This is a genomic window from Bacillus sp. DU-106, from assembly GCF_004799705.1.
GTDB lineage: Bacteria > Bacillota > Bacilli > Bacillales > Bacillaceae_G > Bacillus_A > Bacillus_A cereus.
The window spans coordinates 1,662,060-1,683,655 of record NZ_CP026607.1 but is presented as its reverse complement, the minus strand read 5'-3'; the positions used below and the strand labels follow the sequence as shown (position 1 = coordinate 1,683,655).

The window sequence follows — 21,596 nt, the reverse complement described above, 5'->3', positions numbered from 1 at the left end:
CTTGGAAACCCATCCAAGCCTTTCTTACTTCTGTGCAATTTTTTCAATCTTATAATGAATATGTAAAAATTCAAGTCCAAATAGCCACATGCTATGATGAGCTGTTAACATTTTATCCTTACCCTCTGTAATGATGAAAGTCTCTGCTAACGGTAAACGGATTGTTAAGAACCGAGTATGTAAATAAATCCCCTCATCTCCCTGGCCATTTTCTCTTAACTTACTAGTAATGATTAAATCATGATTATCATTATATAGTTTCAAAATACCAGTCATATTCGAATAAGGTAAAGGTAAGGCGATATTCATATATGTCTCATTCTTATTTGTATGCTTTGAATAAAGAGCTACAAAAATAGATTCACCTGCTTCATTTTTCCTTATCCAAGCCCTTACATTCTCTCTTCCATCTTTCTCATCTATTACACTAATGATAGAGCCATGCATCGTTTCCCAATTGCCGCCCATCCCTAAATGTATTTGTCCTACATGCTTGCTCATTTTCTCATAACAAAATGCAAATAGGCGGAACCAACGAGCCCATTTAATATTTGATTGCAACTCATACTCTGTTGTATTTTCATAAAAACGAATAATACTTAAAGGTACCTTCGTCACGTCAAATGACTCACTATGAAAATCAGTTATTTGATCAACTAAACCGTTGTATTCCTTACTGCCTACTAAATTGCCGCTATATAAAAAAGCCTCACCAATTGCCACACTTCCTCTTAATTTACTCATTGGTTTCCCATAGTATTTATAATTCGGAACACTCTTTTCGATCATCCAGCCGACAAATGCCGGTAACGCTACTCCAATTCCGTTGACAACACCGTGAATCCAAACCATTTGAGCAATTGTAATCGTCATTACATGCTTCAAATTTCCGTATGAATATATAAGTGAGAACATAATTGTAACCATGAGTGTACTAGACGAAACGATTAAAAGAATCTTTGCACTGATAGCATTAAATTTTGCTCTCCAAACGTAAAATCCATATCCATAAATGGCACATAAATATAGGAGCACTGCAAAAAATTCAAATATTCTCGAGTATGTAATTCCTATTGCAACTGTCATAGGTGAAATCATGATGATAAACATAATAGCATCATATACTTTACTTCTCTTTTCTCTTTTTCTCCCTATTAAACCAGCTGATAATGGCAATAGAAACGCCGAATAATGAAAATGCGCTGCTGTGAGTAAAACAATGTCAGAGCTAAAATGCATAATTGAAAGTTTTGCTACTGAAGCAAAAAACCAAAAACCACCTAAAAACAAATAAATAAACGCACTATCTATGGCGATTTCTTCTAACGGCTTCCATCCTCTTTCTAGCAATCTACTTACACCAAATAACGCAACAATTCCTGTATATACAAACCAAACTAGCGCAAATACATTGTAATTTGTGACGAAAGCTAGCATTGCACAAATTGCTGCGATTGGATATAAAAACGATACGAATTTATAAAATAATAAATACGATCCATCTCTTTTTCTTTTATCAATAATACAAAGTGACATTGGTATAAATAATAAAACAGACAATAATATAATTGCTTCAACAGGATTTATATTCGACCACTCATATATTAGAAAAACAACATAACAAGCAAGCCCAAATATTATATTTTTCATATCGTTTATTTCCTTTCCACAAATGTTCCCTTATATGAAAAAAGCGAGCCAATTAACGGGTTTCGTACTTGTACATGAATTCGAAAACACTGTAGTGTTGCATCATAACTTTCAACAATTTTTGCTTCACCATACAAAAATTTTGGTAACGGCATTTTTCTTCCAAACATATAAAACCATTGTTTCTTTGAAGAAATATGCATTGCCCCTAACTCATCGATATGAAAATGCAGTGTAGAAACGAGTAAATGTGGTTCGCCAAAATAATCTACAATTTCATTTTCGTTTCCATCCAATTGCATAACTGCGTTAAAATATCTTTTCTTATTTCACCTATTGATTCCCCTTCTCCAGCTATTTCAAACCCAAATCCAATCTTTGTTTTATACAAAAACTTCTGTGGTTCTCCTTCTTTTTTCTCTAAATACGAAATTTCAGTAAAGCGAGCATCCCACTCTGTATGTATATCTGGTTCTTGCGTATATCCCCATAATTTTCCCATCGTCGTGTTCATTTTTGTCGCAACATAAATAGGCTGTTTCCTTTTCATTCTCCCACCTCCTATGCACTATAAGTTTAATGTACATGCAATGAATTTATTTTGCTACATTTTTCACAAACTTCCTCAGAAAAAAGAAAGAATTTTTAAAATATATATAAAACACTTGATTCCCCGGAAAATTTAAATTATTATAAAACAAATGTTACCAACAACTTCATAAATCAAACACTCTCGCCTAAAACGTGAGATAGAGGTTGCGATACTTATGAGTATTCTAATGGAGACACAGAGATGTCTATGAACTTAGATGAAAGGAAGTATTGCCGAAATTGATAAGTTTCTCTGCATTTATCAATTGGGGCTGTTTTCGAATAGAAACAGAACTGTCATATGTACAGACGTGTACGTATGAAGAGCTATCTACAAAAAAGAGATATCATTTTTTATGATATTCCTTTTTTGGCGGTTTTTTTATTAGCTCCGTTTTCTGTTTCCCTTTTCCTGTAACAGCACCATCCTCACTTATTTGAGATGGTGTTTTTTGTTTGTCTTTCTGGTAACTACAGGAGTATTGGGATTTATATATTTCCTAATCTATTCTTAAAAATAGACGAAAGAAGGAATCTGTAATGGAAACAATTGTTCAAAAATTCGGTGGCACTTCTGTCGGAAGCGTCGAACGCATTCAACATGTAGCAAATTTAATTATTGAAGAATATGAACGAGGTCATAGCATTGTCTCTGTCGTTTCAGCAATGGGAAAAAGCACAGATGAACTTGTCGCACTCGCTAACGCTATCACAGAAAATCCAAGTAAACGTGAAATGGATATGCTTCTATCTACAGGAGAACAAGTAACTATTTCATTATTAACGATGGCACTGCAAGCAAAAGGCTATCATGCAATTTCATTAACAGGGTGGCAAGCTGGTATTACGACAGAATCTGTACATAGTAGTGCACGGATTACTGACATTCATACAGATCGTATTCAATCTTATCTTGCTGAAGGTACGATTGTTATTGTAGCTGGTTTCCAAGGAGTCAGTGAAGATTTTGAAATTACAACGCTTGGACGAGGCGGTTCTGATACAACTGCTGTCGCATTAGCTGCTGCACTAAACGCAAAAAAATGTGATATTTACACAGATGTCACCGGCGTATATACGACGGATCCACGAGTTGTAAAAGATGCTTATAAATTAGATGAAATTTCTTATGACGAAATGTTAGAACTTGCAAACCTCGGTGCTGGTGTATTACACCCGCGTGCTGTTGAGTTTGCTAAAAATCATAATGTCATTTTAGAAGTTCGCTCAAGTATGGAACAAGAAAACGGAACAATTGTAAAAGGAGAATGTAACATGGAACAACAATCAATCGTTAAAGGTATTGCATTTAAAGATAATATTACACGCATCACAGTGAAAGGATTAGAACAAGGTTCACTTTCAACTGTTTTCTCTACATTAGCAGCGGCACATATTAATGTAGATATCATCATTCAAAGTATTACAAATGAAGGAACTGTTCATCTCTCCTTCTCCATCCATTCTAATGATTTAAGAGAAACATTAGAAGTATTGGAACAAAATCAAGAGGCACTTCACTATGAAGCAGTAGAATATGAAAATCATTTAGCAAAAGTATCAATCGTAGGATCTGGCATGGTATCTAACCCAGGTGTCGCTGCAAATATGTTCACTACTTTAAAAGAAGAAGATATTCATATTAAAATGGTAAGTACATCAGAAATTAAAGTGTCTGTCGTTATTGACCGCCTTCATTTAGTAACAGGCGTTGAGGCGCTGCATCAATCATTTATGGCGAAAATTGAGCCTTTCGTGCAAATGAGCTAATTTGATATGTTTAGTAACGCTTATAAAAAAAACATATTAATCTACTTCCTTCCTATTAATTAAAAAGCTATTCGTTAACAAGATGCTATATGATATATTAAAAAACACCTTGTCACATTTTCCTATACTGTGACAAGGTGTTTTTGACTGAAAGGAATTTGTAACTACTTAGTAGTATAATTATGAGGATAATTAAATAATAAACTTTTATACATAAGGAGATAAGACTATGGCAAAAAACAAATTACTACGAATGGACAATGTCAGCATCGTTGTAGAATCCCTTGATAACGCAATCTCTTTCTTTGAGGAGATTGGCTTGAATCTCGAAGGTCGAGCAAATGTCGAAGGTGAATGGGCTGGTCGCGTAACTGGACTCGGTTCTCAGTGCGTAGAGATTGCTATGATGGTCACTCCAGATGGCCACAGCCGAATTGAACTTTCGCGATTTCTCACCCCTCCTACTATAGCAGATCACCGAACAGCTCCTGTAAACGCCCTCGGTTATCTACGCGTCATGTTCACTGTCGAGGATATTGACGAAATGGTATCGAGACTCACTAAGCATGGTGCAGAGCTCGTTGGCGAAGTAGTTCAGTACGAGAACTCGTATCGTCTCTGCTACATTCGTGGAGTCGAAGGAATTTTAATCGGTTTAGCAGAAGAACTCGGTAATAAATAAGTAATGTTTTATAAAAAAGAGGGAATAGCTCTATATTTAAGCTATTCCCTTACTTCTATTAAAACAGATGAATGTTTTCTTTCTTGCAAGCTTCACGTAAATCGTCAGGCCATACAGAAGATTGAACTTCACCGATATGTGCTTTACGTAAGAAGTACATGCACATTCTTGATTGTCCAATGCCACCGCCGATTGTTAATGGTAGTACGTCTTCTAGTATACCTTTATGGAAATCATACTCACGTTTGAAGTCTTCACCAGTTTTCGTTAACTGCTCATCAAGTGATTTACTATCAACACGAATTCCCATTGATGATAACTCAAATGAAGATTGTAGTACTGGGTGCCAGAATAAAATGTCACCGTTTAATTTCCAATCGTCATAATCAGCTGCGCGTCCGTCATGCTTTTCACCTGAACGAAGTGCATCACCAATTCCGATAATGAAGACTGCACCGTGTTCTTTTGCAATTGCATGTTCACGATCTTTCGGTGTTAATTCTGGATATTTATCTTCTAATTCTTGAGAAGTAACGAAAACAATTTCTTCCGGTAAATACTTTCCAAGGAACGGATATTTTTCAAATAAGTGATCTTCTAAATCTTTGAATATTCCATAAATTGTTTGTACTGTTTTTTGTAAGTATTCAACAGTACGCCATTCTTTTTGAACGATTTTTTCCCAATCCCATTGGTCAACATAAATGGAATGCGTTGCATCAAGTTCTTCATCACGACGAATCGCGTTCATGTTTGTATATAAACCTTCACCAGCTTCATATCCGTATTCATGTAATGCAAATCGTTTCCATTTCGCTAGTGAATGAACAATTTCTAATTCTTCTCCTGAATGTAACATATCAAATTCAATTGGACGTTCTACACCGTTTAGGTGATCGTTTAATCCTGATTTTTTCGTTACGAATAATGGTGCAGATACGCGGAATAGTTCAAGGCGTTTTGCTAATTGGTCCTCGAAAAATGTTTTAACTTCCTTAATTGCAATTTGAGTCTCTCTTACTGTCATTAATGATTGATACATGGTGGTTTCCTCCTAAAATGTTTGGATGTTGTGAAAAGAAGCCAACAAAAAAAGCCCTTCTTTCCCAAAAAACTGGGACGAAAGGCTTTGGTTCCGCGGTACCACCCAAATTAGCAACAGAGGTTGCTCACTTATACAATACGGAGATGAAATATCTCGATACTGTTCTTCTTGTAACGGCGAAGTTCCCGGCTAAGTCTACTTTCCTATAAAGGATTTCGGTTAGCAACTCCAGGAGGTTCTTCATAATAGGCTTCGTATCAGGCTCACACCACCCCTGACTCGCTTAAACTACGTCCTACTACTACTCGTCCTTTCATAGTCGTTTTGTTGTCACATCTCTGAAACATTTTATTAATGATTATTCTATACAAAAAATAAAGAAAGTCAACAAAAAGTTTTAAAATATTTTTCAATTCTTTATTTTACGGCTTTATTGATTGTTGTTAATTTAACATCTTTACTTTTTCTGCCTCGTCAATCCAAAAAATGTTTCACTGACCGAAACTAACGTATACACAATAATTAATGTGATCGTTCGGAATATAGAATCCGCAGTATTTCTTATTATTTTCATTTTCTTTATAATTCCTTTCAGTTTACTTGCAATTTCATGATATACTATAGCATTCAAGCAGTTTGTTTTTACTTAAAACAAACATAGTCATTTATCCAGAATATTTTTCTAAAACATTGGCTATTATTAAATAAGATTTTTTATATAACGGAGTGATCATATGAGTAAAACGAAAGCAAAACCAAAAAAAGGTGTAGGACAAGGTACAGGAAGTAAAGGATGGAACCGTTGGCAATCAAGTGCAAAGAAAAAGGCAGCTGCCAAACCCTACAAAAGTAAAGGTACAAAGAAGTAATTTAAATAACATTTGATTTCTTTACTTTGCACAAAACAAAATATAATTATTACAACAAAAAGCTATGCTTTCACATGTGAAAGCATAGCTTTTTCATATTAAATCATTAAAATATCTCTTATTTCTTCCTCCGTAATGGATGCTAATTTTTCTTCTCCTGGCTCAATCACTTCAGCAATTAAATTTTTCTTACTTTCTTGCAGTTCATGCATTTTCTCCTCAATTGTTCCGTGGGCTACTAGCTTTATAACTTGTACTGTATTTTTTTGCCCCATTCGATACGCTCTATCAGCCGCTTGTTGTTCAACAGCTGGATTCCACCATAAATCGTATAATATTACTGTATCTGCACCAGTTAAATTAAGTCCGGTACCACCAGCTTTTAAAGAAATGAGAAATAGATCCCCTTCTCCTTCGTTAAACCGATTGCACAGCTCTACACGTTCCTGTGCTGGTGTACTCCCGTCTAAATAAAAGTATGGAATTGCTTGGCGATTTAACTCACGACCAATAATGGAAAGCATCTTCGTAAATTGAGAAAAAATTAATATTCTCTTTCCTGTACTTCTACATTCCTCTAAAATCTCTAACAGTTGTTCAAATTTAGCTGAACTTCCTTTGTAATCATCAACAAATAAAGCAGGATGGCAACAAATTTGTCGCAATCTCGTTAAACCAGCTAAAATTCTAATTTTATTTTTACGTAACGTATCTTTGTCTAAATGCTTTAACGTTTCTTCCCTTAACTTCGCTAAATAAGCAGCATAAAGACTCTTTTGATCGGGTAATAACTCCGATGATTGTAAGTGCTCTATTTTCTCTGGCAACTCATTTAATACGTCCCCTTTTAATCGTCTTAATACGAATGGTTTCACTCGCTTCGCTATATCTTCACGCCTTAAATCACCGAACTCTTTTCTTCCTGGTAATAATTCTGGGAAGACGACATGGAAGATAGACCATAGCTCTTCTAATGAATTTTCTACAGGTGTACCCGTTAGCCCAAAACGGTATTCAGCTTGAATTGTTTTCACAGCTCTTGCCGTTTGCGTTGTAGGGTTTTTAAACGCCTGCGCTTCATCAAGGAATAGTGTATGAAATGGTCTTGCATACAATCTTATATCTCTTCTCAGTAATGGATATGACGTAATTACAACATCAAATTCCGTTATATCTTTCAAAATTTTCCGGCGCTCTGCTTGAATTCCATCTGCAATAACTGCTCTAATATGCGGGGCGAATTTTTTCAATTCACTAAACCAATTATAAACAAGAGATGATGGTGAAACGACTAATATTGGCAGTTTCTTTTCTCGAATCTCAGTCAAAACAGAATCTATAAAAGCAATGCTTTGCAACGTTTTTCCAAGTCCCATATCATCTGCTAAAATACCGCCAAAACGGTAATGAGCAAGTGTTTTCATCCATTCGAACCCATATACTTGATACTTTCTCATTTCTGCATTTAAAGTATTTGGCACAGCAAACTTTAATTTTTTCGGGTTTTGAATGTTTTCTACTAACTCTTGAACAGAATCATCCAAACTTAAAACATTGCCTTCATGAAGTCCGTTCATCCATTTTACACTTCGAATAAGCGGAACATTTACCTCTTCTCCATGTAAAAATTCTTTCCGAATACCTGATTCTTTTATAAACTGATTAATTTCATTAAACTCTTTACTCTCTAGCGATAAAAACGAACCATTCGCCAATCGATAATATTTACGTTTCTCTTCAAGAGCCGCTAATACACCTTTAATTTCTGCTTCTGGTATTCCTTTTATATCAAAACGAAATGACAACCAATCAATTCTTTCTTTTCTTCTCACTCTAATAAGAGGAACTGCATCCCCTTTACTAATTCGCAATTTGATTGCTGTTGTCGCATAAATATCAACTAAACCTTTTAATGTTGGCACAACGTGATATAAAAAGTTATACTCAGCTTCTTCATTATGCATAAAGTAACCGCCTTCTGTTTTTGCAAAAGCACTTTCACTCATAATGTCTAAAATCTCTTTTTCCTTTTTCTCATCACGATTAAAAACAGACGGCTGTCCATCCTCTTCTAGCGGATTAATCATGACGTTCCCATAGTGAAATTCAAGACCTGCTAATAAGCGATTTTTCACGCGGTCTAAATACAATTTCGCTTTTAGCGAAGGTGTTTCAACACGATCCGATATTACTTCATCAATGTGTACAGTTCCGAGCTTCATTAATCCTGGTACAACTTTCGCGACGAAATGTTCCATCTTACTTTCTGGAATATAAAACTGATTACTATTTGAGCGACTCATCATCTTTTGTAATTCAATAAGTCGCATACAATCTTCAATGTGTAAGTGATATAATTTCCCACTATAAAGTGCATTGTTATACATATCCATAACTTGTACACGATTTAAACCCTCTATATGAAGTGTAAATCCGCCATTATTTCCCTTCGTAAATTCAAAGTGTAACGGCAACAACCCTTTTGAAACTTGTAATCCCTGAAACAGTTGTTCATTTTGTTTCAGCTGTACATATTCAGCTTTAGAAAGTGAAAAGAGCATATCTTTCCATGAAGCTGGTGGTATAAATATCATACTTTCATCTTGTTTCGCATGTACTTCTAGCGTATTTTCATACATTTTTTCGTTATGATACATTTTAATGAGCCGCTGAATAATTGCATCCGTTTCTTGTTTAAAACTATGTACATCTGGTGTATATGTAAATTCATTTGAACAATGAAAAGACTCTCTTTTCTCCACCTTAGAAAGAAATTCTCTAATATGATTTATGAAATACACTTTGGCAAGTTTCAATTGAATTCCAAGAAGAGCCCCACCACTTCTCGTAGCAACTGGTGTACATATAAACTCAATATCTAATATTTCACGTGTATCAAAACGGTGTTGTTTACTTTTTGGCCTCAGTGGTTTGTCTGCAAACAGCTGAAACATACCACTTGTCAATTGATCATTTCTGCTACTAGTGGAGCTCATTCTACCTGTTTGTTGATTATAGTTTATTTGTATTAATACTGCTGCAACATGTTGACAGTACGTTTGAAAAGACGCTAATGAAGGACAACTACATTTTGCAACAACATCACCCTTTTTGGCTTTTGCTACTGTAACATGGAAATCCTCGTTCCCTTTTACTGTCGCCTCACAAATTTCTTTATTTTCATCGTAATGATCTATTATTACTTTATTTGATTTATAATAGGCTTCACCTCTTTTATATGAGGTCTCTCCGCACACTTCTTTAATAATCGATTTATTCAATGTGAAACTCATCGCTTTGACACTTCCTTAATATAAAACCATTTTCTCTTACTTAACATTTTACATGCTCCACGAGAAAATATAAAATGTTGATTTAACAAAAGAAGATGCTTATTTATAAGCATCTTCTTCACTCTATCTCCATCAACCTCTTCGCCTCAAAATACAACACTTGAATAAACTTTTTTGTATTAATTCGCGTATGACCAGAAGATGCGAGTTCATCTTTCGTCATTTCTGTCATCCGTTTTCTAACTACGGTAAAATCGAAAAATTTTGGAGCATAGCTTTCAAATTTTGGATTTGAAAAGTCTGTTAATCCTAAAGAAGCCAAATGATTTAACGACTGATAAATAGCTCGACGTACTCTTTGTTCAGACGCTTTTTTCTCTTTATCAATATCCGCCTCTAAAGCTAAATCCCCTAATTTTCTTATCGTAATATGATGGAAAATTTCTTTTAACGCAGGAAAGCCAAACTCAAATGTCTGTGCCTTTTCTTGACCATATAAATATTCCAGCATACTAAGTAAATCTTTACTTCCATTCTCTCCCGCAATACCGAGTTCTGATAGTAAAAAGCGCCCTAAATCCCCTATCTTTTTTCCTTCTTGCACTGGTTCAGTACGCAATTGCGGTTTTTCCCACTGAAACACGTTATTCAATGATTTTTGAATATCGTGTATAGAACGCTCCAATCTAATACGCTCCATCACTTTACGTACAACAGATACAACTTCGATTTTATTTAATGGTTTTGTAATATAATATTCTACACCTAGTGTATATGCCTCACCTATAAGCTGCTTCGATTCCACTTGAGAAATCATAATGATTTTCCCCGTGAAAGTTGACGCAATGTGACGAACTGTTTCAATTCCGTCCCTCATCGGCATCAACAAATCAATAAATAAAATATCTACTTTTTTAAAATTTAGTTGATCCGCTTCAATAAAAGCTCCGTCATCCGCCTCACCAATTACTTCTCCAAGATCTCCATCTTCAATAATTTGCGAAAGCATCGAACGGAAAACTTCATCATCGTCTACGATATAATAAAACAAATCTATTCCCCTTCCTGCTTTAAACTATCCTCTGGTAAACAAACGATAAACTTACATCCTCTTTTATTTTCTCGGTCTTCTAATTTCACTTCTCCGCCTAGCTCTGTTACCATTTCATTTATGTAAGAAAGCCCAATACCAGTTGACGGTGTTCCCGTTTGATCATACTTGGAAGTAAATCCTGGCTTAAATACTAATTTCTTATACTTTTGTGTAATACCAGGCCCATCGTCAATTACTTCAAAAAATATATGCTGATTTCTTTTATATAGCTTAATAATAACGAAACCTTTATCTTCAATTGCTTCAACTGCATTTGCAACTAAGTTATTAAAAATTGATAGCACTGTATACACGTGGTATGCAGCATGCTCACCTTCTATATGTTTAGAAAAACGTATATCCTTTTCTAGCATTTCAGCATACTTCTCGTTTATTCTAACAATCATCTCTGCTAACTCATGTCCTTCTACATATTCAGCCACATTTTTATCTAATAACAGTTTAGATAATCCTGCAAATATCCTTTGATTATCCTTTTTTATTTCATGCACTTCCCCCGCTATTTTCAATGCTGTTTTACTACTTGAATCAGCGCTTACTTGTAAATTTCGATATAGTTGATATGCTTCTTGTGTAATTAACTCCGCATTTTGTAACGTCTTTTTCAAATGAACAGATTCCACATATAAATTAGAAAGATGCATTAACATATTTTCATTTTCTTTTCGAACTTGCGATTCTTTTAATTTCGTTTCATATAAATTCATCATATTTAAAAAACCAAGTGCAAAGAAACTACGAAAAATAGCAATAATAATAAGTTTATTCACTTCAGAAATCGTTATTGTTGTACCTAGTACTAACATGTGATAAAACGCAAGTTCTGACATACTTGCAACAATTTCAATTGAAATTCCAAGGCATCCAATAATGATTGGTTTCTGATGGAATTTATTTACCCTACAAAGCGAAAAAAAACTGCCATAAATAAAATAATAGAAGAACACAGGATAACGCAAATAAAATGATTCTGTCATATGAAATGAACCTTGCATGATCCAGTCAAGACATACTCGGAATAAGACTACAGATATACCAACAAGAATACCTGCAACTCCTGCTGGTACTCTTCTTAAAAATAATAATAAAAAGAAGAATAGCGGTGTACCGAAGCTAACTCGAAACGTATCATTAAAGGGATGAAAGTTCAGCTCCCCAGCAATCGGAACAACGACCATTAATATAATTAAAAGGGACATATCTTTCTTCCATAATTGATTCCAATTCAAAGGTGACACTTCCTATACTTTTTTTCAGTAGTAAAAGTGAAAGCCCGCTTATTGTTATAAACGGGCTTTTTTTCTATATTCTAACCTTTTCTACCGCTTTTATTTGGCGATACTCTGGCTTCCACATTGCTTCTTGCACTGCCATCTTGATATCGTTATCACTTAAGTTCACTCTTGCAACACCTTCTGCAACTGCAACTTTCGCTACTTCAATTGCAACCATTTCTGAGATATTACGTAATTCTTCGACTTCTGGTAAAATAGGTGCTCCTGGCTGACTTGTATCTACCATACTTGCAACTGCTTCAGCAGCCGCTGCGAACATTCCATCCGTCATGACGCTTGCTCGTACTACAATTGTTCCAAGACCAAGCCCTGGGAAAATAAGTGCATTATTTGATTGTCCAATCACATACGTTACACCGTTATATGTAACTGGTTCAAATGGACTTCCTGTTGCAACTAACGCTCTTCCTTCTGTCCACTCGATTAAATCTGCTGGTTTTGCTTCAGCAAGTGGCGTCGGATTCGACATTGGTAAAATGATTGGTCTTTCTACGTGAGAAGCCATTTCTTTAATAATCTCTTCTTTAAATGCACCTGCAACAGTAGATGTACCAATTAAAATTGTCGGTTTTACATGTTTCACAACTTCAGCAAGTCCGATCACATCATTTTCTTTCCACTCACTTACTTCTGCTTCTTTTCTTGCGTACGGAATTTGGAAATCAAGAAGATCTTCCATATTATCTGTAACTAACCCGTTACGATCAATACACCAGAAACGCTTATATGATTCTTCTTCAGATACGCCTACGCGAACCATCGCATCTCTAACTTGATCTGCGATACCGATTCCAGCCGTACCAGCACCAAATACAACAACGCGGTGTTCACTTAGCGGTACACCAGAAGCTTTCACTGCCGATAATACTGCCGCAAGTGAAACTGCACCTGTACCTTGAATATCATCATTAAATGTACAAACATCATGACGATATTTATCTAAAATTTTTCGTGCGTTACGAGAGCTAAAGTCTTCCCAATGTAAAAGTGCTTTCGGGAATTGTTTGTTTACCGCTTGTACAAACGTATCAATAAATTCATCGTAAGCTTCACCTGTTATACGAGGGTGACGATTTCCAATATAAAATGGATTGTTTAATAGCTCCTCACGGTTTGTACCTACATCTAAAATTACTGGTAATACACGACTAGGATCGATTCCAACTGCAGCAGTGTAAACAGCTAATTTTCCGATTGCGATGTTAATACCACCAACGCCCCAGTCACCAATTCCTAATATGCCTTCTCCATCTGTTACAACGACTAAATCAATGTTCTCAGCTGTTGCACCGATATTGGTAAATGCTTCTTCGATACCTGATGAATCGTTAATTGATAAATAAACGCCACGTGGTTTACGATATTCATGACTATATCTTTGAATTGCTACACCGACAGTTGGTGTATATACAATCGGTAACATTTCACGTAAATGATCTGTTAATATACGATAAAATAATACTTCATTTCGATCATGTAACGCAGTTAAGTATACATTCTTTAATAAATCATCCGGCTGAGAACTAAATTGTTCGTATGCTCGGCGTGCCTGTTCTTCTAACGTTAAAACCGCTGGCGGTAATAACCCTTTTAAACCTAACTCTTCTCTTTCATTTTGTGTGAAAGCTACCCCTTTATTTAAAAGTGGTGTTGATAATACTTCTGCTCCTCTTAATGTTGTTTCTAATGCACCATTAGAAGCTACTGTAAACTTGCTCATAACATCCCTACCTCTATTCATATATAGCATTTCTATATTGTAAACAAAAAAGAGGGGCTTGCCCCCCCTCTTCTTTTAATTTTTCTTTAAAAGAGTTGCTCCTGCAATCCCTGGGTGTGTCATTTCGAATGGATCTAGAATTAATTCTAAGTCTTCTTGTGACAGTACACCATTTTTCACACAAAGTTCTCGAACGGATTGCCCTGTCGCGATTGCTTCTTTTGCAACGCGAGCTGCTGCTTCATAACCGATATGAGGGTTCACGGCTGTAATAATTCCTACACTCTTCTCAACATACTCTTTTAAGCGATCTTCATTCGCTTCAATTCCTTTTAAGCAATTATCTGTAAAGGCACGGAAACCGTTATTCATAATGCTAATTGATTGAAGTAAGTTGAAAACAAGTACTGGTTCCATAACGTTTAATTCTAATTGTCCTGCTTCTGAAGCAAGGCAAATTGTATGGTCGTTACCAATGACTTGGAACGCAATTTGATTAATTACTTCTGGCATAACAGGATTTACTTTCCCTGGCATAATAGATGAACCTGGTTGACGAGCTGGTAGCATAATTTCCGCTAAACCAACGCGTGGACCTGATGCCATTAAGCGAAGGTCATTCGCAATTTTAGACATATTCATCATACATACTTTAAGTGCTGCTGATACTTCTGTGTATGCATCCGTATTTTGCGTTGCATCTACTAAGTCTTCTGCACCAACAAGTGGCAGTTCACTAATTGCAGCTAAATGTTTTACAACCGCTTCAATATATTCTGGATCTGCATTTAAGCCTGTACCAACTGCAGTTGCTCCCATGTTCACTTCATATAAGTGTTGACGTGATTGCTGAATTCGTTTCATATCACGTTCAAGCACACGAGAGTATGCTTTAAATTCTTGCCCAAGACGAATTGGCACAGCGTCTTGTAAATGTGTACGACCCATTTTAATAACATGGTCAAACTGTTCTGCTTTTATTTCAAATACATCATGCATATAACCCATCGTTTGTAATAAACCTTCTAATGCGTTTAATGTAGCGATATGAATCGCCGTTGGGAATGCATCGTTTGTGGATTGCGCCATGTTTACATGACTATTTGGACTAATATAGTGATAGTCTCCCTTTTCCATTCCTAATAATTCAAGAGCACGATTGGCAATGACTTCATTTGCATTCATGTTCATTGAAGTACCTGCTCCGCCCTGAATTGGATCTACGATGAAATGATCATGCCATTTTCCATCAAGAATTTCTTGAGCAGCCTCTGCGATCGCACCACCCTTGTTCAATTCCAATCTTCCTACATCTGTATTAGCAAGCGCTGCTGCTTTTTTTACAACTGCGAACGCTTTAATTAAACCTTCATGGATTTTGTATCCTGTAATCGGGAAGTTTTCAACTGCACGCATTGTTTGTACGCCGTAGTATGCATAGTTTGGTACTTCTTTTTCACCTAAAAAATCTTTTTCAATTCGAACACCATTTTTAACTTCAGTTAATGTTGCCATGATTATTCACTCCTTAACGATTTCTTATGCTGCTTTTGTTTCTTTGACTGTTTCTACATATTGTTTTGCTTTCTCATTATCGAATTCGCCTTCCCACTTCGACATAACAATGGCCGCTAATGCATTTCCTAATACATTGACAGATGAGCGAATCATATCTAAAATGCGGTCAATTCCCGCAATTAACGCGATACCTTCTAGTGGTAACCCCATCGAACCTAACGTTGCTAATACAACAACGAACGATGCACCTGGAACTCCCGCCATACCTTTGGATGTTAACATGAGAACGAATAATAACGTTATTTGCTCCGTTAGTGACATGTGCACACCGTACATTTGTGCAACAAACAATGCCGCTAACGCTTGATAAATAGCCGATCCAGTCAAGTTAAATGTATAACCTGTCGGAATTACGAAAGAGGCAACTGCCTTTGGACAACCGAACTCTTCCATTTTTCTCATTATATTAGGTAAAACAGCTTCTGAACTTGCTGTCGTAAACGAAAGAATCAATTCTTCTTTTAAAATTTTCATTAATGTAAAAATGTTTACTCCAACCATTCGTGCATTAATACCTAATACAATCACAACGAATAGTATAACAGTTACGTATACAGCTAGCACTAGTTTTCCTAGCGGAAGTAATGTCGCTACACCAAATTTTGCAACCGTAACGGCAATTAATGCGAATACACCAAATGGTGCAAATTTCATAACTTGATTTGTAACCCAAAACATGGCTTCGAGTACGCCTTCAAAAAAGTTAAAAACAGGCTTTCCTTTTTCCCCAATTGCCGCAACTCCTAAGCCGAACAATACTGAGAAGAATATAATCGGTAATAGGTCACCTTGTGCAATCGATTCAAATACGTTTTTCGGTACAATGTGAACAATTGTCTCAGCAAAACCTTTCTTCTCTGTTGCATCTGCAGTTTGTTTATAAGAAGAAATATCACTTTGCTGTAAATTACTCATATCAACGCCAGTACCTGGTTGGAATATATTCGCTGCAAGTAATCCCATTAAAATAGCAATCGTCGTAATAATTTCGAAATAAAGAATTGTCTTACCACCCAGTTTCCCAAGCTTCTTCATATCTCCTACACCAGCTACTGCAACAATTAATGCTGAAATAACAATTGGTACTACAATCATCTTAATTAAGTGAATAAATATATCCCCAATTGGTGTGATATAAGAAATCGCCGTTTTATTGCCATAAAAGACTGCCCCTACTACAATCCCTAAAACAAGCGCGACAAAAATTTGTGTTGCCAATCCGAATTTTTTCATTTATGTTCATCCCCTTCATGCGAACGCTTTCAATTTGAATTTATAAAAGCTACTCACACATCTTATAAGCGAACCTACAAAATCATACAAAAACCTACAAGTTCGTCACAAAAAATTCAAATATTTTTCTTCTTTTTTTCATTGACACCATTTTGTTAAAAAACGATAAAATAAACTTGATAAGTAATCAGATTGTTTCGTATAATCAAAAAGATATATACTTAAAACAAATCAAAATGAAAAGGAGTGGATGTTATGAAAAACTATACAAAGCAATTCGTCCTATCTTCTTCTTTTCTTTTTCATTTTCTTAAAAAGGAACAAAGGCATTCGCCTTTGTTCCTTTTTTATTGCGATCTATATAGGGGGAATTGTTATGAGGCCATATAAACGTGTCTTAATTAAATTAAGCGGCGGTGCACTTGCCGATCAAACTGGAAATAGCTTTAACTCCAAACGATTAGAACATATCGCAAACGAAATTTTATCCATTGTTGATTTAGGTATCGAAGTATCCATCGTCATCGGTGGCGGTAACATTTTTAGGGGGCATCTAGCTGAAGAATGGGGAATCGATCGCGTAGAAGCTGATAATATCGGTACGTTAGGTACAATCATTAACAGCTTAATGCTTCGCGGTGTTTTAACAAGTAAAACAAATAGAGAAGTACGCGTTATGACGTCCATTCCATTTAATGCAGTAGCTGAACCATACATTCGCTTGCGTGCAGTCCACCATTTAGATAACGGTTATATCGTTATCTTTGGAGGCGGAAACGGGCAACCGTTCGTGACGACAGATTATCCAAGTGTACAAAGAGCCATTGAAATGAATAGTGATGCCATATTAGTCGCAAAACAAGGTGTCGATGGCGTTTTTACAAGTGATCCGAAGCATAACAAATCAGCAAAAATGTACAGCAAACTAAACTATAATGATGTCGTTAGACAAAATATACAAGTCATGGATCAAGCGGCATTACTGCTTGCCCGGGACTACAATTTACCAGCACACGTCTTTAACTTTGATGAGCCTGGTGTCATGAAGAAAATATGTTTAGGCGAACATGTGGGGACGTTGATCAATGATGATGTTACGATGCTGGTGCATGAAAAATAATGATTTCCCACCAAAAAAGGGTGCCTTTTGTAGGCACCCTTTCCTAATTCATCATCACAAATAGAAGTCAACCAATCCCGCCACTTTCTCCTTACAACGCTCCCAAAAAGATAACTTTTCAAAAAACTCTTTCGTCATTTCTTTCGAATCATGAAAATCCTCTGTTAACGCCTTATTAACTTGTCCTACAATAGGACCACCATAAATATAAAAATTCATTTCATCATTTATATTGAAGCTACGCGAAGTAAAGTTTGTTGTACCAATAACGGTTAATTCATTATCAATAAGCATTAATTTACCATGGAACATTCCTTTTTTATAACCATATACAGTAATTCCATTATTAACAGCTTGACGTATGTATGGATACGCCGCTTCTTTTATAAGAGGTAGATCCGGTTTATATGACCAAAGTATTTTTACTGTAACACCACGCTTTTGCGCCGCGATTAAAGCATTCATAGATTCTTTATTTTTCGCTATAAAATACGGTGTTGCAATTACAATGGAGTGCTGAGCTTGTTTTATGAGCTCTATATATTTTTCAGCAACGTAATGCCCATTGTAACTAGTCATAGTATGTAATGTATTCCCTTTACTAGCTTTATTCGTACTTCTCTTTATCTCTTCTTTCGTATCTCGTTTCCAGTCTAAAGCGAATTGCTGTTCTAAATCTTTTGCTCCTTCTCCTTTAAGTCGTACATGATAATCACGCCAATATCCAAATCGCTTATCTTTCCCTAAGTACTCATCTCCTATATTAAATCCGCCTGTATAGCCAATCTCCCCATCAATCGTCGTAATACGGCGATGATTACGATGATGAAGAGAATAAAAGCCGAATGGTAATTCAGGTTTTCTACTATATGTAAAATGCACACCATTTTCCTGCAATTCATTTTTCATCTTTCTTTCAAATGATAAATCATTAATGCGATCAACGGATAAATAGACGTTTACTCCTTCTTTTGCCTTCTCTCTTAATAAGTTTAAAAAAGTATGGCTACTTTTATCATCCGACAAAATGAAGAAATACGTGTAAATGGAGCTTTTCGCTTCTCTTATATCAGTAAATAATTGTTTATAAAAAGACTTCCCTTCTACATATAATTGAAAGTCACTATAATGAGGCGCATACTCTGTCGGCATGTTTTTCCCAGCTTCCATTTTCCTACCTAAGGTAACATCGATATGCATCCATATTAAAATAAAAACGAAAATAGCAATAACAATAGAAGTAACTCGCAATATTTTTTTAATCATTTTGATTTCCTTCCGATCATTTTCTTTCCACCTTTCTATTTTGTCATTCAAATTTAGATTTCATGCTTCATACAAAAAAGGATGTGACTTAACGTCACATCCTTTTCACATTAAACAAAATTTCTCGCATCATTATTTCTTCCAAACTTATAAATCGCAATTAAGAAGAATGCAATTGCGAAAGCGAATAAAATTAAAATGTTTAAATACAACTCCGAGAATGGTATTCCTTGTTGTAGTTTCGATACTGTGTCTAACAACCAGCGCTGTGGAAGAAAATTAGCTACTTTTTGTACTGCACTTGGCATAATGTCATATGGGAAATAACAACCCGCTAGTAAGCATGTTGGTACAATGACCATGTTTTGCATCGCATTTGCCGATGATGAGTTTTTTGAAAAAGCAACAATTACTAACGACATTCCAATCGCTATTAAAGCAAATATCATCAGTACACCAACCATAACGATGAAGGGCATATTGATATTCGTATGAAAAACATTCGTTAAGAATAGGATTGTAATCATAATTTGTACTGTTAATATAATCATATTTACCCCGACGTTAGATAATATAAATTTCTTTCCATCTATCGGCGTGGATAATAATCTAAAGTACGTTCTATTCTCTTTTTCTTTTAAAATATAGCCTGATAAGTTCACTGCTGAAAATAACATAAACATAATAAGATAACCCATGGTTTGGTTCGTCATATCTTTATTTTTCGAAGTATCTTCTAACGTCTCAGTCTTCACTTTAAATGAACTTTTTTGATATCCTGCGTACATCGTATCAAATGCACTTTGATCTGTTCCTGCTACTTTACTTATCGCTGCTACATTATCAATATAATTGTACAAATATGACTTAATAAACGCTGTTACTTGATCACCTTTAATCGATGAAATTTCAATATTGCTTGGTTTTCCTTCTCGGACACTTTCTGAAAAACCAGACTGTAACGTAATCACTCCATCAAGTTTTTTTGAAGTGAGTTTATCTTCTACTTCAGATTCTTTCACTTTACTTACTTTTACATGATTGATTTCTTCTAAAAATTTCACCGTATCATTTGCTATCGACTCATTTTCTTTATTTATAACTCCGATATTTAACGTCCCTTGCCCCGCATTTCCATATATTGAAAAGGAGATTAACGTTCCTATTATCGGCAAGCTAATAATAATGAGTAACCCTTTTTTATTTTTCAAAAGGACTGATAATGTTTTTTGCATAAGCCATAAAATATCTTTCATACTATAGCCCCTCCCGTCTGCGTAATGCGATAATCGATATGAATAAAAAGAGTGCTGAGATTCCGATATTTAAAGAGATGACTGGTAGTGCCGCCCCTACATCATTTGCATAAATAATTTTCATAACGGCAGTGTTTGCCCACGTTAATGGTGATAAATTCGTAATGAAATTTTCTTCTACTACGAAGTATGCCCCGCCAAAAATAGAAGCTAGTTGTACGATAACTAAAATAATTGCTCTAGATGCTTCACCTGTTTTTGTAATATATCCGATGCCGAGGCCGAAGCTAGTTGCTAAAAGGACTTCTGTTAGTAAAATAAGTAAGACAACTCCAAGATGATCGCCCCAGTTAGCTTGAAAAACAAATTTACTAAATAAAACGACAAGTAGTATGCACAGTGCATTCGCCACCATATTACCCAATATTTTCCCGATAAAAATTTCCGCTTTCGTTATAGGTGCAGCAATGAGACGATCTCCTGTTTTACGTATTCGTTCTCCTCGAATTAAAGAACTCGCTCCCATCGCAGCATATAGTGCAATCATCGTTGTCATTACAATTGCATAGTAATCCATAGAACCTGGTTTTTTAGTCGCTTGTAATGCCGTTTCTTTAATATACTCATTACGTTCTCCATTCGGAATTATTGTGCTAATTTTACTAGGGTCTACTTTCTCAATCTCAACTACTACATTGTACTTATCAACAAATGTAGTCATCATTCCTTCAACTATGCTACTTTCAATACTACTTCTATCACTTCCGTAAAACTTTACCCCGTCCTTATTCAATTCTACATACGCAGCGTATTTGTTTTGTTTTACTTTTTCTTTTCCATCTACCTCTTCAGAAACTTTCTTAAAGTGAATACCAGATTTACTTACTTCTTTTGCAAATGCTTCAAATGATTGAGAAAACGTACCATTTGCTTCATCTTTGTATATCACTTGTATATCTTTAATAGTATGACTATCGCTATTAAATGCATTACTTAACGCTGTTCCTAACACAAGCATAAGTACAATCGGAAATGCTAACATAAAAACTAAAGTTCTTACGTCTCTAAATTCTCTTTTAATGTGCATAATTGCAATATTGAAGATGTTCAATTG

General features: G+C 35.4%; 15 protein-coding genes, 2 pseudogenes, 1 riboswitch and 1 other annotated feature. Of the genes and pseudogenes, 4 read left to right on the top strand and 13 right to left on the bottom strand.

What is annotated here, in order from left to right; translation table 11 throughout:
- Positions 1-24: 24 nt before the first annotated feature.
- From C3Y97_RS08765 to C3Y97_RS08755, 3 genes and pseudogenes are all read right to left on the bottom strand, one after another.
- On the bottom strand, positions 25-1,650 hold the full coding sequence (locus C3Y97_RS08765) for a YndJ family protein (protein WP_000789387.1): 1,626 nt from the start codon (positions 1,648-1,650) through the stop codon (positions 25-27).
- A 5-nt stretch (positions 1,651-1,655) separates the two neighbouring features.
- Positions 1,656-1,979: pseudogene (locus C3Y97_RS08760) on the bottom strand (DUF4166 domain-containing protein); the annotation flags it as partial.
- Positions 1,922-2,200, bottom strand: a pseudogene (locus C3Y97_RS08755) (hypothetical protein); the annotation flags it as partial. The pseudogenes C3Y97_RS08760 and C3Y97_RS08755, both read right to left, overlap by 58 nt.
- A 192-nt stretch (positions 2,201-2,392) precedes the next feature.
- Positions 2,393-2,579, top strand: a riboswitch (Lysine riboswitch).
- A gap of 202 nt (positions 2,580-2,781) precedes the next feature.
- On the opposite strand from C3Y97_RS08755, the gene C3Y97_RS08745 reads away from it, so the two are divergent.
- Both C3Y97_RS08745 and C3Y97_RS08740 read left to right on the top strand, forming a co-directional pair.
- Positions 2,782-4,011, top strand: coding sequence for an aspartate kinase (locus C3Y97_RS08745; protein WP_000448038.1), 1,230 nt, complete (start codon positions 2,782-2,784; stop codon positions 4,009-4,011).
- Positions 4,012-4,240: 229 nt separating this feature from the next.
- Positions 4,241-4,693: a VOC family protein gene (locus tag C3Y97_RS08740; RefSeq protein ID WP_001107259.1), complete on the top strand. Its 453-nt coding sequence runs from the start codon at positions 4,241-4,243 to the stop codon at positions 4,691-4,693.
- Positions 4,694-4,751: 58 nt separating this feature from the next.
- Here the strand turns inward: C3Y97_RS08740 and asnA are convergent, their stop codons facing one another.
- Entirely contained in the window at positions 4,752-5,735 is a 984-nt protein-coding gene (gene asnA, locus C3Y97_RS08735; protein ID WP_000284917.1) for an aspartate--ammonia ligase, read from the bottom strand.
- A gap of 70 nt (positions 5,736-5,805) precedes the next feature.
- Positions 5,806-6,064: a binding site (T-box leader), on the bottom strand.
- 408 nt (positions 6,065-6,472) lie between these two features.
- On the opposite strand from asnA, the gene C3Y97_RS08725 reads away from it, so the two are divergent.
- A complete protein-coding gene (locus C3Y97_RS08725; RefSeq protein WP_000047588.1) occupies positions 6,473-6,607 on the top strand; it encodes a DUF3934 domain-containing protein in 135 nt (44 codons plus the stop codon).
- A 98-nt stretch (positions 6,608-6,705) separates the two neighbouring features.
- On the opposite strand, the gene C3Y97_RS08720 is transcribed toward C3Y97_RS08725, so the two are convergent.
- The 6 genes from C3Y97_RS08720 to C3Y97_RS08695 form a co-directional block, all read right to left on the bottom strand.
- Positions 6,706-9,900: a DEAD/DEAH box helicase gene (locus tag C3Y97_RS08720; protein ID WP_136363276.1), complete on the bottom strand. Its 3,195-nt coding sequence runs from the start codon at positions 9,898-9,900 to the stop codon at positions 6,706-6,708.
- A 118-nt stretch (positions 9,901-10,018) separates the two neighbouring features.
- Complete coding sequence (locus C3Y97_RS08715; RefSeq protein ID WP_000500302.1) at positions 10,019-10,951, bottom strand: response regulator; 933 nt, start codon at positions 10,949-10,951, stop codon at positions 10,019-10,021.
- A 2-nt stretch (positions 10,952-10,953) separates the two neighbouring features.
- The gene (locus C3Y97_RS08710; protein WP_002023846.1) at positions 10,954-12,252 is read right to left on the bottom strand and encodes a sensor histidine kinase; all 1,299 of its coding nucleotides are present in this window, start codon (positions 12,250-12,252) and stop codon (positions 10,954-10,956) included.
- A 64-nt stretch (positions 12,253-12,316) separates the two neighbouring features.
- A complete protein-coding gene (gene malS, locus C3Y97_RS08705) occupies positions 12,317-14,029 on the bottom strand; it encodes an oxaloacetate-decarboxylating malate dehydrogenase (RefSeq protein ID WP_002195357.1) in 1,713 nt (570 codons plus the stop codon).
- A gap of 75 nt (positions 14,030-14,104) precedes the next feature.
- Positions 14,105-15,544 (bottom strand): aspartate ammonia-lyase, encoded by a 1,440-nt coding sequence (aspA, locus tag C3Y97_RS08700; protein WP_000224188.1) that lies wholly within the window; start codon positions 15,542-15,544, stop codon positions 14,105-14,107.
- Between the two features lie 24 nt (positions 15,545-15,568).
- Entirely contained in the window at positions 15,569-16,840 is a 1,272-nt protein-coding gene (locus tag C3Y97_RS08695) for a cation:dicarboxylate symporter family transporter (protein WP_000713293.1), read from the bottom strand.
- 376 nt (positions 16,841-17,216) lie between these two features.
- Here C3Y97_RS08695 and pyrH point away from each other — a divergent pair, with 376 nt between their 5' ends.
- On the top strand, positions 17,217-17,960 hold the full coding sequence (gene pyrH / locus C3Y97_RS08690) for a UMP kinase (RefSeq protein ID WP_001248059.1): 744 nt from the start codon (positions 17,217-17,219) through the stop codon (positions 17,958-17,960).
- A gap of 54 nt (positions 17,961-18,014) precedes the next feature.
- On the opposite strand, the gene C3Y97_RS08685 is transcribed toward pyrH, so the two are convergent.
- From C3Y97_RS08685 to C3Y97_RS08675, 3 genes are all read right to left on the bottom strand, one after another.
- Positions 18,015-19,226, bottom strand: a complete 1,212-nt coding sequence (locus C3Y97_RS08685; protein ID WP_136363274.1) for a phospholipase D-like domain-containing protein — start codon at positions 19,224-19,226, stop codon at positions 18,015-18,017.
- Between the two features lie 110 nt (positions 19,227-19,336).
- Entirely contained in the window at positions 19,337-20,482 is a 1,146-nt protein-coding gene (locus C3Y97_RS08680; protein WP_000651904.1) for an ABC transporter permease, read from the bottom strand.
- Between the two features lies 1 nt (position 20,483).
- Complete coding sequence (locus C3Y97_RS08675; RefSeq protein WP_136363272.1) at positions 20,484-21,593, bottom strand: ABC transporter permease; 1,110 nt, start codon at positions 21,591-21,593, stop codon at positions 20,484-20,486.
- Between the last annotated feature and the right edge of the window lie 3 nt (positions 21,594-21,596).

Coding starts and splice junctions, on each gene's coding strand:
- C3Y97_RS08685 (WP_136363274.1), bottom strand. CDS start 19,226: ATGATTAAAAAAATATTGCGAGTTACTTCTATTGTTATTGCTATTTTC.
- asnA (WP_000284917.1), bottom strand. CDS start 5,735: ATGTATCAATCATTAATGACAGTAAGAGAGACTCAAATTGCAATTAAG.
- C3Y97_RS08725 (WP_000047588.1), top strand. CDS start 6,473: ATGAGTAAAACGAAAGCAAAACCAAAAAAAGGTGTAGGACAAGGTACA.
- pyrH (WP_001248059.1), top strand. CDS start 17,217: ATGAGGCCATATAAACGTGTCTTAATTAAATTAAGCGGCGGTGCACTT.
- C3Y97_RS08680 (WP_000651904.1), bottom strand. CDS start 20,482: ATGAAAGATATTTTATGGCTTATGCAAAAAACATTATCAGTCCTTTTG.
- C3Y97_RS08720 (WP_136363276.1), bottom strand. CDS start 9,900: ATGAGTTTCACATTGAATAAATCGATTATTAAAGAAGTGTGCGGAGAG.
- C3Y97_RS08745 (WP_000448038.1), top strand. CDS start 2,782: ATGGAAACAATTGTTCAAAAATTCGGTGGCACTTCTGTCGGAAGCGTC.
- C3Y97_RS08740 (WP_001107259.1), top strand. CDS start 4,241: ATGGCAAAAAACAAATTACTACGAATGGACAATGTCAGCATCGTTGTA.
- malS (WP_002195357.1), bottom strand. CDS start 14,029: ATGAGCAAGTTTACAGTAGCTTCTAATGGTGCATTAGAAACAACATTA.
- C3Y97_RS08765 (WP_000789387.1), bottom strand. CDS start 1,650: ATGAAAAATATAATATTTGGGCTTGCTTGTTATGTTGTTTTTCTAATA.
- aspA (WP_000224188.1), bottom strand. CDS start 15,544: ATGGCAACATTAACTGAAGTTAAAAATGGTGTTCGAATTGAAAAAGAT.
- C3Y97_RS08695 (WP_000713293.1), bottom strand. CDS start 16,840: ATGAAAAAATTCGGATTGGCAACACAAATTTTTGTCGCGCTTGTTTTA.